This is a genomic window from Pseudomonas sp. MF09150 (assembly GCF_059862355.1).
Genome location: NZ_JCBCUS010000003.1, coordinates 50,439 through 63,761, shown reverse-complemented (window position 1 = coordinate 63,761; position 13,323 = coordinate 50,439). Strand labels below are relative to the sequence as shown.

At 59.7% G+C, this 13,323-nt stretch carries 12 protein-coding genes and 1 tRNA gene; 6 read left to right on the top strand and 7 right to left on the bottom strand.

Going from position 1 to position 13,323, the window contains the following annotated elements; genetic code table 11:
* Positions 1 to 5: 5 nt before the first annotated feature.
* A complete protein-coding gene (locus tag AC19YX_RS13105; RefSeq protein WP_500606397.1) occupies positions 6 to 233 on the bottom strand; it encodes a hypothetical protein in 228 nt (75 codons plus the stop codon).
* 87 nt (positions 234 to 320) lie between these two features.
* Here AC19YX_RS13105 and AC19YX_RS13100 point away from each other — a divergent pair, with 87 nt between their 5' ends.
* Genes AC19YX_RS13100 through AC19YX_RS13090 form a run of 3 tightly spaced genes read left to right on the top strand, consistent with a single transcriptional unit; the run spans position 321 to position 1,892 of the window.
* A complete protein-coding gene (locus AC19YX_RS13100; protein WP_500606396.1) occupies positions 321 to 569 on the top strand; it encodes a helix-turn-helix domain-containing protein in 249 nt (82 codons plus the stop codon).
* Entirely contained in the window at positions 566 to 805 is a 240-nt protein-coding gene (locus AC19YX_RS13095) for a helix-turn-helix domain-containing protein (RefSeq protein WP_500606395.1), read from the top strand. Before AC19YX_RS13100 ends, AC19YX_RS13095 begins: the two co-directional genes overlap by 4 nt.
* A 4-nt stretch (positions 806 to 809) precedes the next feature.
* Positions 810 to 1,892, top strand: a complete 1,083-nt coding sequence (locus AC19YX_RS13090) for a phage integrase (RefSeq protein ID WP_500606394.1) — start codon at positions 810 to 812, stop codon at positions 1,890 to 1,892.
* 101 nt (positions 1,893 to 1,993) lie between these two features.
* Here the strand turns inward: AC19YX_RS13090 and AC19YX_RS13085 are convergent.
* The 5 genes from AC19YX_RS13085 to rpsU form a co-directional block, all read right to left on the bottom strand.
* Positions 1,994 to 2,070 (bottom strand) — tRNA-Ile (locus AC19YX_RS13085).
* 15 nt (positions 2,071 to 2,085) lie between these two features.
* Positions 2,086 to 5,829, bottom strand: coding sequence for an EAL domain-containing protein (locus AC19YX_RS13080; protein WP_500606393.1), 3,744 nt, complete (start codon positions 5,827 to 5,829; stop codon positions 2,086 to 2,088).
* Positions 5,830 to 5,948: 119 nt separating this feature from the next.
* Complete coding sequence (gene rpoD / locus AC19YX_RS13075) at positions 5,949 to 7,796, bottom strand: RNA polymerase sigma factor RpoD (protein WP_078472865.1); 1,848 nt, start codon at positions 7,794 to 7,796, stop codon at positions 5,949 to 5,951.
* A 67-nt stretch (positions 7,797 to 7,863) separates the two neighbouring features.
* Positions 7,864 to 9,831 carry a DNA primase gene (gene dnaG / locus AC19YX_RS13070; RefSeq protein WP_500606392.1) on the bottom strand — a complete coding sequence of 656 codons (1,968 nt, stop codon included), beginning with the start codon at positions 9,829 to 9,831 and terminating at the stop codon, positions 7,864 to 7,866.
* Between the two features lie 487 nt (positions 9,832 to 10,318).
* The gene (rpsU, locus tag AC19YX_RS13065; RefSeq protein ID WP_002551877.1) at positions 10,319 to 10,534 is read right to left on the bottom strand and encodes a 30S ribosomal protein S21; all 216 of its coding nucleotides are present in this window, start codon (positions 10,532 to 10,534) and stop codon (positions 10,319 to 10,321) included.
* Positions 10,535 to 10,734: 200 nt separating this feature from the next.
* Here rpsU and tsaD point away from each other — a divergent pair, with 200 nt between their 5' ends.
* Positions 10,735 to 11,760, top strand: a complete 1,026-nt coding sequence (tsaD, locus tag AC19YX_RS13060) for a tRNA (adenosine(37)-N6)-threonylcarbamoyltransferase complex transferase subunit TsaD (RefSeq protein ID WP_078472867.1) — start codon at positions 10,735 to 10,737, stop codon at positions 11,758 to 11,760.
* Positions 11,761 to 11,812: 52 nt separating this feature from the next.
* On the opposite strand, the gene plsY is transcribed toward tsaD, so the two are convergent.
* Positions 11,813 to 12,382, bottom strand: coding sequence for a glycerol-3-phosphate 1-O-acyltransferase PlsY (plsY, locus tag AC19YX_RS13055; RefSeq protein ID WP_500606391.1), 570 nt, complete (start codon positions 12,380 to 12,382; stop codon positions 11,813 to 11,815).
* A gap of 74 nt (positions 12,383 to 12,456) precedes the next feature.
* On the opposite strand from plsY, the gene folB reads away from it, so the two are divergent.
* Positions 12,457 to 12,810, top strand: a complete 354-nt coding sequence (folB, locus tag AC19YX_RS13050; RefSeq protein WP_020295457.1) for a dihydroneopterin aldolase — start codon at positions 12,457 to 12,459, stop codon at positions 12,808 to 12,810.
* Positions 12,801 to 13,316, top strand: a complete 516-nt coding sequence (gene folK, locus AC19YX_RS13045) for a 2-amino-4-hydroxy-6-hydroxymethyldihydropteridine diphosphokinase (RefSeq protein WP_078472870.1) — start codon at positions 12,801 to 12,803, stop codon at positions 13,314 to 13,316. Before folB ends, folK begins: the two co-directional genes overlap by 10 nt.
* The last annotated feature ends 7 nt before the right edge of the window (positions 13,317 to 13,323 follow it).

The following is a 13,323-nucleotide window of genomic DNA, read 5'->3' as shown; positions in this document are numbered from 1 at the left end:
GCCCCTTAGCGCTTGGAGGCAGTCGGTTTTGCTGACACGCGTTCTGCTTGTTCTGCCGCTTCGATGGCCAAGGCAAGCATGTTCACCAGTACCGCCTCTTTAGACCCTTCGCTCTTTTCACGAATGAGGATTCGCCCGCGCTCAATTTCATTTCGGATGGCCCGCTCCGATTGGCCTGAACGCCGCGAAAGCTCCCGAACTGTGGTGTATGGCGTGTCGATAGTGATCTGCATTTGATAAGCTCCGTGGGTATATATGCAGCAGATGTGTGTCTGCATACACAGAGTATGTATGTACCTACATAAAATCAAGAGGCCGTGATGGATTTAGGAAGCAAGCTCAAGGAAGTGCGTCTGACAGAGCGTCTAACCCAGGCGGAGATATGCGAGATCACAGGCGTCAAAATGGAAACCTGGAAGGGTTACGAATACGGCCGTAGCAAGTCTGTTAGCTCGGTTGAGCTGCTTAAAGTCACGATGCATCCGCGTTTCAAGAAGTACGCGCTCTGGTTGGTCACTGACGAAGTTGCACCTGAGGTTGGGCAGATCAGTCCGGTGATCGGTCAATGACGATTGGCGAGAAGCTGAAGTTGATCCGAACGCACCAACAACTGACCCAGACCGATATCTGTGCGCTGACCGGCATAAAGCTGGAAACGTGGAAAGGGTATGAGTACGGCCGGCGTGAATCTGTCAGCTCGAACGAGTTGCTCAAGATCACTGAGCATCCCCGTTTTACCCAATACACGATGTGGTTGATGACCGGCCAGACGATCCCGGAGGCTGGGCAGATCAGCCCTGTGTAAACCCGTGCCGATAAAAAAATTGTCAGATGGCCGTTATGAGGTGGACTGTCGCCCTGATGGCAGCTATGGCTATCGAACCCGGCGGATCTTCCGTACTAAAAACGAGGCGCTGCATTACCAGAACAAAGTGATGGGGGAGGGCGCGTCGGGTGGCACCGCGAAGCCAGCCAAGCACGACTCCAGAAGCATGCTTGACCTGGTCAATCGCTGGTACACCGTTCATGGCCAAACTCTCAAGACCGGCTCTCAGCGGTTGTCGTTGCTGATCAGCATGGTCAATCGCATGGGTAACCCCAAGGCACACAAATTCACGTCTGCCCACTTTGCCCAGTACCGAGCCGAGCGAGCCGAAGGCAAGCACTCCAGGGCGAAACCTGGCGCCGGCTTTACCAAGCCTGACGAAGACCCGAAACCAATCAGCGCGAACATGCTCAACCATGAGTTGGCCTATCTGACGGCTGTGTTCAACGAACTGGCGCGATTGGGCGAGTGGGATAACGACAATCCGCTGGGCAAGGTTCGCAAGCTGAAGTTCGATGAAACCGAGATGGTTTACTTGCTGAGCGAGCAGATCGAGGCGCTGCTGGGTGATCTGGCCAAGCGTGATTCAGATGCTGGGCTGATCGCGGAAGTGTGCCTAGCCACCGGCGCTAGGTGGGGCGAAGCGGAGAAGCTTCAACTGCGCCAGGTGCGCCATAAGCTGATTCATTACAGTCGCACAAAATCCAGCAAGAACCGATCGGTGCCTATCTCCCAGCGCCTGGAAGATCGACTCAAAGCAGCGCTACCCTTCACGCCCTGTTACAACACTTTCCGTCGTGCTGTTGAGGCCATTGGCCTGGAGCTGCCCGAGGGGCAAATGACGCACGTTCTGCGACATACCTTCGCCAGTCATTACATGATGAATGGCGGAGACATCCTGACGCTTCAGCGGGTGTTGGGGCATGCGACGTTGGCCATGACTCAGAAGTACGCGCACTTCAGTCCAGGGCATATGGCTGAGGTGGTTTCATTGAATCCGTTGGCGAGCATTTTCGAGAAGAAAACGGACGATGAAGAGCCTTTGGAAAACGTCGTCCAAAAGTGATTTGGACGAATCTTGGACGGAATCCATTTTTTGAAATGAACCCATCCGAATTTATCAGGGGCTAGAAACGGCGAAAGCCGCGCAGTGCGCGGCTTTCAATGTGGTGGGCCCACACGGACTTGAACCGTGGACCAAAGGATTATGAGTCCTCTGCTCTAACCAACTGAGCTATAGGCCCTCAGTAGGCGGCGGATTATAACGACGGATTCTCGGCTGTGCTATCCGAAAAATCGGAAACGCCCATCTGCAGAAAAGTCGCGGCGAACTCATCGGCGCACAGCGGCAGGCTGACGATGTAGCCCTGGATCTGCTCGCAGCCTTCGGCGCCGAGAAATGCCTGTTGCTCGTGGCTTTCGACGCCTTCGGCGATCACCGTGAATTGCATGCTGCGGCCCAGGGCGATGATGGCGCGCACGATCGCTACGTCATGAGGGTCGTCCGGCAGGCCGCGGACAAACGACTGGTCGATTTTCAGGAAGTCCAGGGGCAGGCGCTTGAGGTAGCTGAGTGAGGAATAACCAGTGCCGAAGTCGTCGATCGCCAACTGGACCCCCAGGTGCTTGAGTTGGTGCAGCACCTCCAGCGCTTCTTCGGTCTGGCTCATGATGAAGTTCTCGGTGATCTCCAGCTGCAGGAAGCCTGGCCGCAGGTGGTTGTCCTTGAGCAGTTGTTCGATGCGCCCCAGCAGGTTGGGCTGGCGCAGCTGGGCGCCGGCCAGGTTCACCGAGAGCGGGCCGAAGGGCGCATAGCGGTCGTTCCAGGCAGACATCTGCTGGCAGGCCTGCTCCAGCACCCAATCGCCGATCTGCAGGATCATGCCGTTTTCTTCGGCCAGCGGGATGAAGTGCTCCGGAGGCACATCGCCAAACGTCGGGTGCCGCCAGCGGATCAACGCCTCGGCGCCGACCAGTTCCTGATCGATAAGGCTGATCTTGGGCTGGTAGTAGAGAGACAGTTCGTTGCGCTCGATGGCGCGGCGCAATTCGTGTTCCAGGGCGACCCGCTCGCTGGCCTGGGCGGTCAGGTCGCGGGTGTACCTTTCCACCCGGTTCCGGCCTTTGGCCTTGGAACGATACATCGCCGCGTCGGCGTTCTTGATCAATGTGGCAACGTCGGTGCCGTCTTTGGGGTAGAGGCTGGTGCCGATGCTGGCGCTGATGAAGAACTCATGTTCCCCGGCCTGGAAGGGCGCGCTGAAGCAGTTCAGGAGTTTGCCGGCAATGTGGTCGGCATCGCTGGCTTGTTGCAGCCCAGGCAGGAGGATGATGAACTCGTCGCCGCCCAGGCGCGCCACGGTATCGATGTCGCGCAACTGCTCCTTGAGGCGTACGGCAATGCCCTTGAGCAAAAGATCGCCGACCGGATGGCCGAGGCTGTCGTTGATGTGCTTGAAACGGTCGAGATCGAGAAACAGCACCGCGCCCTGGCTGCCGTTTTCCTGCTGGCCGTTGAGCGCGGTCAGTAAGCGGCTCTCGAACAGGGTGCGGTTCGGCAGGCCGGTCAGCGGGTCGTGGTGGGCTTGGTAATCGAGCCGTGCCTGGGCGTGCTTGAGGCTTGAGATGTCGGCGAACACCGCGACGAAATGGGTGATCGATTGCTCCTTGTTGCGCACGGCACTGATGGTCAGCCAGCTGGGGTACAGCTCGCCGTTCTTGCGCCGGTTGGAGATCTCGCCCTGCCAGTGTCCTTCTGCCGTCAACTGGTACCACATGGCGGCGTAGAAGGCGCTGTCGTGCAGGCCGGATGCCAGCAGGCGCGGCGTGTGGCCGAGGGCTTCGGCTTCGCTGTAACCGGTGATCTCGGTGAATGCCCGATTGACCGCGCTGATGTGTTGCTGGGTGTCGGTGATCAGCACCCCTTCGGCGGTGCTCTCGAAGACGGTGGCGGCTTGCTGGAGCTTTTCCTGCATCACGTGGCGTTCGGTGATATCGCGGGCGATGGTCAGCATGCAGTCTTCGTTGCCGATGGGCAGGGGGCGGCTGGACAGCTCGCACAAACGGATCTGACCGTCGTTGCGCCGGATATGGCAGCTGAAATCCCGCACGTAGCCATCGCGGTTCAGCAGGTCGAGCATGTGTTTGCGCTCGTTGAGGTTGACCCAGATGCCCAGGTCCAGGGTCGAGCGATCCAGGGACATGGCGCTATTGAATCCGGTAATGCGGCTGAAGCCTTCGTTGACCTCGATCAGCAGCCCATCGCGCTGGCGGCTCAACAGCAAGCCGTCAGGCGAGGCGTGGAAGGCCTTGGCGAACTTCTCCTCGGAGGTCTGCAGTAACTGCTGGGTCTCCTTGAGCCGACTGATATCGCGCACCACCACCACCAGCGCCGGGGTGGTGTCGAGGTCGAAGGGTTCGGCGGAAATCAGGCCGGTGAACAACTGGCCGTTGTGTCGGCGAAAGGGCATCTCCAGGTTGCGGATACTCCCGGCTTGCAGGCGCAGCAGCAGGCCCGGCCCGACGCCCTGGATCCCCCAGATATTGAGGTTGGAGGCGGTCTGGCCGAGCACCTGTTCGGCCCGCAAGCCGATCTGTTCCTCAAAGGCCTTGTTGACCTCCAGCAGGCAGCCGTCCGACAGTCGCGCGATCACCAGGATGTCCGGGCATTGCTGGAACACCGAGGCGAACTTCTGCTCGGACAGGCGCAAGGCTTCCTCGGTGTGCTTGGCTTCGCTGATATCGATCATCAGTCCGCGCATCACCGGTTCGTGGCCATGTTCGATCAGACTGACAATGTCCCGTACCCACAGGCATCGGCCATCGGCGGTGATGACCCGGTAGTCGAGGCTGTGATCACGCCCGGCGAGCACTTCGTGGTCGCAGAAGGTCTGGGCGCGGGTCAGGTCGGCGGGGTGGATGATGTTGCGCCAGAACCCCGGAATCAGCCAATGGGACAGCGGGTAGCCCAACAGCGCCTCGGCGTGGGGTGAAACGTAGCTGTAGGTGTAGTCGCTGATCCGCGCTTCCCAGGCAATGGCCGACAGGCTCTCCACCAGGCCGCGGTAGTGGTACTCGCTGCTGCGCAGCTGCTGCTCGAGGGCCACGCGCCGGGAGATTTCCGAACTCAGGCGGCGGTTGATGCGGATCACCACCGCCAGTACCGCAAACAACAACAGCACAGTGGGCAGGCCGTAGACCAGCAGGTCTGACCAGAACGAACGGTGATCCAGCACATTGCCCACCCAGTGTTCCTGGATCACGCTGATTTCCGCAGGGGTGAGGTCGGCCAGGACCTTGTCGAGAATGCCGATCAGGATCTTTTCATCCCGTGGCGCGCCCATCGCCAGTTGATAGCGGTAGGGGGTTTCTCCGCTGACATACAACCCATCCAGCTTGAGTTGTCGCAGGCTCCAGATGCTCGAGGCGAGGTCGCTGACCACCGCGTCGACCTGGTCGGTCGCGAGGGCCTGCAGGGCCGAGCTGACATTGGGCAAGGCCACCAGGTTCAGGTCCGGATGGTGGGTGCGCAGCAGTTCATGGGGGGCATAATTTTCCACCACCGCGATCTTCAGGCCGTAGAGTTCCCTGAGGTTGTGGGGCTGGGCGCCACCTTCATGGGCGAGGATCACGATGGGAAAGTCGAGGTAAGGCCGGGTAAAGGCCAGGTAAGTCTGGCGTTCCGGGGTCGACATGATCCCCGGCAGCAGGTCCAGCTTGCCCTGTTTCGCCTGCTCGAGAACGGCGGTCCAGCTGACCGGTTCGATCGGGTTGAGTTTTATCTCCAGGCGGCTCTGGATCAGGCTGATGTAGTCAGCGGCCAGGCCCTGGTAACGCCCGTCCTCGTCGCGATACTCGAACGGCGGCCAGGAGGCATCGACGCCCAGGCGCAATGTGGGGTGGGCCGCCAGCCAGTCACGCTCTTCATCGGTGAGAGTCAACGCGCCAGCCGTAGCGGTCCAGGCGAGCAGCGACAGCAGAAGCACGGCCGGCAGTCTGGGCATAACCGTCTCGTTATGGCACGGGGAATGTGTCGAGTGTAGACGGCAACGCGAGGCGGGGAGGGGGAGGGAAATTTAATCTGCGTAAAGCAAAACCCCCAGCAGGGCTGGGGGTTTTGGTATCACTCGTCGAGGAAGGAGCGCAGGTGCTCGCTTCTCGTCGGGTGGCGCAGCTTGCGCAGCGCCTTGGCTTCGATCTGACGAATCCGCTCACGGGTAACGTCGAACTGTTTACCAACTTCCTCGAGGGTGTGGTCGGTATTCATGTCGATGCCGAAGCGCATGCGCAGGACCTTGGCTTCACGGGCAGTGAGGCCGGAGAGTACCTCGCGAGTCGCTTCTTTCAGGCTCTCAACAGTGGCGACATCGATTGGCGACTGCATGGTCGAGTCTTCGATGAAGTCACCCAGATGGGAGTCTTCGTCATCACCGATCGGGGTTTCCATGGAGATCGGCTCTTTAGCGATCTTCAATACCTTGCGGATCTTGTCCTCAGGCATTTCCATGCGTTCGCCCAGCTCTTCCGGGGTCGGTTCGCGACCCATTTCCTGCAGCATCTGCCGGGAAATACGGTTGAGCTTGTTGATGGTCTCGATCATGTGCACCGGAATACGGATGGTGCGGGCCTGGTCGGCGATCGAGCGGGTGATCGCCTGACGGATCCACCAGGTGGCATAAGTCGAGAACTTGTAGCCGCGACGGTATTCGAACTTGTCCACAGCCTTCATCAAGCCGATGTTGCCTTCCTGGATCAGGTCGAGGAATTGCAGGCCACGGTTGGTGTACTTCTTGGCGATGGAGATCACCAGGCGCAAGTTCGCTTCAACCATCTCTTTCTTCGCGCGGCGGGCCTTGGCCTCACCGATCGACATGCGACGGTTGATGTCCTTGATCTCGGCAATCGTCAGACCGGTTTCGGTCTCAAGCGCAGTCAGCTTCTGCTGGCAGCGAATGATATCGGGCTGCAGGCGACCAATGGCTTCGGCGTATTTGCTTTTGCCTTTGGCCAGCGCGTCGGTCCAGCTTTCATCAACTTCGTTGCCCGGGAACTGGCGCAGGAAGTCGGCACGCGGCATGCGTGCATCACGAACGCACAGTTGCATGATCGCGCGCTCTTGTTGACGCAGACGATCCAGGGCACTACGAACACGCTCGACCAGGCCTTCGAATTGCTTCGGAACCAGTTTGATCGGCATGAACAGCTCAGCCAGGGCCAACATCTCGGCAATTGCCTGCTTGTTTGCGCGGCCGTGCTTTTTCAGCGCCTTGCGGGTGATTTCCATCTGGTCGGCCACGGCGCCAAAGCGCTGTGCAGCGATGACCGGATCAGGACCGCTTTCGGTTTCTTCTTCGTCGTCACTGGCTTCGGCGTCCTCTTCTTCGGTGTCATCGTCCGCTTTCGCGGCCTTGGCATCGACAGGCGGTGGCACTTCTGCAGCAGGCGGCGCGATGCCGTCGTCCGGGTCGATATAACCACTGAGGACGTCGGACAGGCGGCCACCTTCGGTGGTGACGCGAGTGTACTCGGAGAGAATGTGATCAACCGTGCCAGGGAAGTGCGCAATCGCGCCCATCACTTCACGGATACCCTCTTCGATACGCTTGGCGATTTCAATTTCGCCTTCACGTGTGAGCAGCTCTACCGTACCCATTTCACGCATATACATGCGCACAGGGTCAGTAGTGCGACCAATGTCGGTCTCAACCGCTGCCAACGCGGCAGCAGCTTCTTCAGCTGCGGCTTCGTCGGTATCGGCGTCGGCCAACATAAGGGCGTCCGCATCCGGAGCACTCTCGTGTACGGGGATCCCCATGTCATTGATCATGCGGATGATGTCTTCCACCTGCTCTGGATCTGAAATATCCTCAGGCAGGTGGTCGTTGACCTCTGCGTAAGTCAGATACTTCTGCTCACGACCCAGGGTGATCAACTCTTTGATACGAGACTGCTGTTGCGCTTTTCCGGACATAACACCCTATCCACTGAAGGTCTTGGCGGGCAAAAAACAAGCCGAGGATTATACCTGAGCTATGACCTCACGCGCCAGTTGAGGTCGGGCTTGATGCGGGAACATTGCGTCTTAAAAGCTCAAGTAGTTGGACTTTCTCCTCGCCACTCAAGTCACTTTGACGCGATTTCCTTAGAAGTTGCTCTAAAACACGTTCGCGTTGACGCACCGATAAACTGTTAATGGTGTCGAAAAACTGTTGTTCAAGGTTATCGCCGTCAATCAACCACTCCTTTTCTGCCAGCGCCTTGAGCAGGCGACCCTGTTCGGTGCCGTGCCAGCGCGCCATGAGTTGATGTATAGAGCGTAGCTTAGGATTTTTCTGTACGGCTTCGATCAACGCCACCAGCAACTGAGTGTTGGTGTTGTTGTCATCGGCAAAATGTCCGGCATCTTCAACTTTTTCCGCCAGTTGCGGGTGATGCAGCAGCGTACGCAGGGCGGAAAGGGTCGGCGGCTCGACTGCGGCCGGGATGCGCGGGCCGCGAGGCTGGTCGCGATCGCCCTGGCGTTTGCCCTTGGCATTCTTGTCCCAGGGCTTGTTTTCCCACTTCTTGCCGCCGCCACTCTTCTTCGGCGTCCACTCCTGCTGGGGCGCATAGGCCTCCTGTGGTTCGTTGTAATCGGCGTAATCGGGCATGGCGTCGTAATTGATGCCGGCGTCATAGGCCGGCGGCGCTTCTTGCGGCGCGCTATGTACCAATTGGCTCATGGCCTCGTTGTTGAGGCCGGTGATTTCGCTGAGGCGCTGGCGCATCAGGGTGCGCAGGTTGGCCCCGGGAACCTTGTCGATCAACGGTGACGCCAGGGTGGCCATATGGGCCTTGCCTTCAAGCGAGCGCGGATCGGCTTCATCGATCAGTTGCTGGAAGAAATAATCGGCCAGCGGTTGGGCGTGCTGATTGATGCGGGCGCGGAAGGCATCAGTGCCCTCGGAGCGCACCAGGGTGTCCGGATCTTCGCCTTCGGGTAGGAACAGAAAGCGTGCGCGGCGCCCATCCTGTAGGCACGGCAGCGCCGCTTCGAGTGCGCGCCAGGCGGCCTTGCGCCCGGCCTGGTCGCCGTCGAAGCAGAACAGAACACTCGGCACCACGCGAAACAGACGCTTGAGGTGTTCTTCGCTGGTGGCGGTGCCCAGGGTGGCAACGGCATTGCGCAACCCCTGCTGGGCCAATGCAATCACGTCCATATAGCCCTCGACGACAATGATTTCGTCGAGGTTGCGGTTGTTCTTGCGGGCTTCGAACAGGCCGTAGAGTTCCTGGCCCTTGTGGAAGACCGGGGTTTCCGGCGAGTTCAGGTACTTCGGTTTGTCATCGCCCAGCACTCGGCCGCCGAAGGCGATGATCCGGCCACGGCTGTCACGGATCGGAAACATTACCCGGTCGCGGAAGCGGTCATAGCGCTTGCCGGTTTCAGCGTTTTCGATCAGCAGCCCGGCATCGATCATGGCCTTCTGCTGCAAGGTGTCGCTGCTCAGGTGCTTGAACAGGTTGTCCCAGCCGGGCGGAGCGAAACCGAGGCCAAAATCGCGGGCGATCTCCCCGGTAAGGCCGCGGCCTTTCAGGTAGTCGACGGCTGCCTTGCGCGCGGGGTGGTTCTTGAGTGCCTGGCGATAAAAATCAGCGGCTGCGGTGAGCAGCGGGTACAGCGGCGAGTCGGTCGGTTGCCGTGGTTTGTGCGGCCGACCGCTTTCCTCGCGGGGGATTTCCATGCCGGCGGCTTTGGCCAGTTCTTCGACGGCCTGGGGAAAGTCCAGGTTGTCGTGGTCCATGATGAAGCCGAGGGCATTGCCGCCGGCGCCGCAGCCGAAGCAGTAGTAGAACTGCTTGTCGGGGCTGACGCTGAAGGACGGGGTTTTTTCTTTGTGGAACGGGCAGCAGGCCGTGTAATTCTTGCCTGCTTTTTTCATTTGCACGCGCGAGCTGACAACATCGACGATGTCGGTGCGGTTCAGAAGGTCGTCAATAAAGCTCTGGGGAATTAGCCCGGCCATGGCGTTCTCGTCATCACTGCGCGCAAGCGTGAATTGAACCGGCGCGAAGGCGTCGAAACAGGGGCGTCATGAGGCGCAAACGCAGTGCGGCTCGACCATCTGTCGTCGGCTTGATCGCTGTCGGGAAGTGTATCTGCCGAAGGTTCACTGACGTTAGTTCCAATCAGTAATCGACTATTCGAAGATGTTGCTCTGAGTCCGACTGCGGCCCGTGGGAGGCCTCGGATAGCTCATAAGCGGGCGCTGGAGAAGGGCGCCTTGGGCTGATCGTCTGTAGGAAATCAGAAAAAGTGTGCTCGTCAGTAGCCTTGGAAGGCTCGTCAGAAGAGACGTGCACCGCTGGCGATAAGCCAGGTCTGACGTGGTGAAGCAGGTTGTCTCGGTCGCATGGGCGGCTTTGACAGTGAAGCATCAAGCGATATCCGCAAATGCCATTAGCCCGGCTGAGGGCCGGGCTTGGCAGAAGCTTGCAGCGAACGTCTGTGTATTAGTACAGACGAACGGCGCGGCGCTGTTCGCGCTGAACTTTCTTGGCGTGACGCTTAACAGCGGCTGCTGCTTTACGCTTACGCTCAGAAGTCGGCTTCTCGTAAAATTCGCGGCTACGAACTTCAGCCAGAACACCGGCTTTTTCGCAGGAGCGCTTGAAACGACGCAGAGCTACGTCGAAGGGTTCGTTCTCTTTAACTTTGACGGCTGGCATCCAGAGCTACCTTCATTCATTACCGGGGTCAACGTTCTCGTCGCAAAAATCACGGCTGAGGTCGTCGGTTTTTAAGGGTTGCGGATGTTAACCCCTCATCGCTCGGAATGCAAAGCCTCTGATCGAAAACCGCTGGTCGGGCGCGGGAGTGGCGACTATTATGCGCGCCTTCGAATTTAGCCTCTACAAGGCGCAAACCCATGCTAGTACTGGGATTAGAAACCTCCTGCGACGAGACCGGCGTCGCGCTCTACGACAGTGAACGCGGGCTTTTGGCCGATGCACTGTTCAGTCAGATCGACCTGCATCGCGCCTACGGCGGCGTGGTGCCGGAGCTGGCTTCGCGTGATCACGTCAAACGCATGCTGCCGTTGATTCGCCAGGTGTTGGCGGAAGCCGACTGCGTGCCGACCGAGATCGACGCCATTGCCTACACCGCCGGCCCGGGACTGGTCGGAGCCTTGCTGGTCGGGGCTTCCTGTGCTCAGGCGCTGGCGTTCGCCTGGGGCATTCCGGCCCTGGGTGTGCATCACATGGAAGGCCATTTGCTAGCGCCGATGCTGGAAGAACAACCGCCGGAGTTTCCGTTCGTCGCTTTGTTGGTTTCCGGTGGGCATACGCAGCTGGTTCGGGTCGATGGGATCGGCCAATACGAACTACTGGGCGAGACCCTGGACGATGCCGCAGGCGAAGCTTTCGACAAGACGGCAAAGATGATGGGGCTCAATTATCCGGGTGGTCCGGAGATTGCTCGCCTGGCGAATCAGGGCGTGGCCGGGCGCTTTGTCTTTCCGCGGCCGATGACCGACCGTCCGGGCCTGGAGTTCAGCTTCAGTGGCTTGAAAACCTCGGCACTCAATACCTGGCAGCAACGCGTCAGTGCTGGGGACGACGGCGAGCAAACCCGTTGCGACATCGCGCTCGCGTTCCAGCAGGCGGTGGTGGAAACTTTGACCATCAAGTGCAAGCGTGCGTTGAAGCAGACCGGTTTCAAGCGTCTGGTGATCGCCGGCGGCGTGAGTGCCAACAAAGCCCTGCGTGTGTCGCTGGAAAAAATGCTCGGGGATATGAAGGGCCATGTGTATTACGCCCGCCCCGAGTTTTGCACCGATAACGGCGCGATGATCGCTTTTGCCGGCTGTCAGCGCTTGCAAGCCGGGCAGCAGGAAAGCTTGGCGATTAGCGTGCAGGCGCGCTGGCCCATGGAGCAACTGACGCCCTTGTAGGGCGTTAGGGGTGTTTCCGGTCAGCGAGCTTGAACGGTTTTCACCGGACGATTCAGAAATGCCGTTCGCGCCCGGCAAACAGGTCGCGTAAATTGCCCCGGTGGCGCCAGACGATCAGCAGCGTGAGCACGCTCATCGGCAGTAGCGCTTCCGGTTCCTGCCAGGCCAGTAGCGGCAAGGTCAGGGGCGTGGCGATCAGTGCGGCCAGCGAGCTGGTGCGGGTCAGGTAGAACGCCAGGACCCACGCGGACATGGCCAGCAGAGCGGCTGGCGGGTAAAGCCCGAGCAGCATGCCGGCGGCGGTGGCGACACCTTTGCCGCCGCGGAAGCGAAAGTACAACGGGAACAAGTGGCCGAGAACGGCGCACAGGCCAATCCAGGCTTGTTGTTGCAGTGAAAGGCCTGCCACGGCGGCGATCAGGACGGGCAAGAGCCCTTTGCACAGGTCGCCGAGCAAGGTCAGGACGGCGAGTTTCTTGCCGGCCAGACGCAGCATGTTGGTGGCACCGGCATTGCCCGAGCCACTCATTCGCGGATCGGGATTACCCGTCAGGCGGCTGAGCAAAATGGCGAAGGACAGTGAGCCGAGCAGGTAGGCGAGGATCGCCAGTAACCAAAACATGCTAACTATTCCGGGCGAGGACGCCCTGATTCTAACGGCGCATTGCGCCCTTGTCGTGCTGCGGAGAAGAGTGCTTGGACAGAGTGTTTATCGAAGGCCTGGAAGTCGACACCGTGATCGGTGCCTATGACTGGGAGCGCGGCATCCGTCAGTGCCTGCGTCTGGACCTGAGCTTTGCCTGGGATAACCGCCCGGCAGCTGCAGGTGATGATCTGACCCTCGCGCTCGATTACGCAAGCGTCTCGTCGCGCATTCAAGCCTTCGCCGAGCAGGCGCAGTTCCAACTGGTCGAAACCTTTGCCGAGCGTCTGGCCGAGGTGTTGATGAGCGAGTTTCATATTCCTTGGCTGCGCCTCAAGCTGACCAAGCCCGGCGCAGTTCCCGCCGCCACCGGTGTTGGCGTGGAGATCGAGCGCGGATGTCGCTAACTCAGGTTTTTCTGGGGCTCGGCAGCAATATCGAGCGCGAAACCCATTTGCAGGCCGGGCTCGAAGCCTTGGCCGCGTTTCTGCAGGACATGCGCTGCTCGGCAGTGTTCGAGAGCCAGCCGGTGGGGATCAAGAGTGGTCCGTTTTTCAACCTGGTGGTGTCCGCCTTCACGGATTTGCCGTTGAACGAGCTGGATCGTCGTTTGAAGTTCATCGAGGCGGATAACGGCCGTTATGCCCCCGATCGCATAGGCCTGCCGCTGGATATAGACGTGCTGCTGTATGGCGATCTGGTTGGCAATTTCGATGGACTGATCCTGCCCCGTGCAGAAATCCTGAAAAATGCCTTCGTGCTCTGGCCGTTGTCGCTGATGGCGCCCGAGCGCCTGCACCCGGTTGCCGGGCAGAGCCTGGGCACGCTTTGGCGAGAGTCGCAGATCAATCAGGTGCTGGCGCCCGTGGCCTTTGAGTGGCGCGGTGTGCAGCTGACGCCGCCGGGGCTCTGATCGCGCC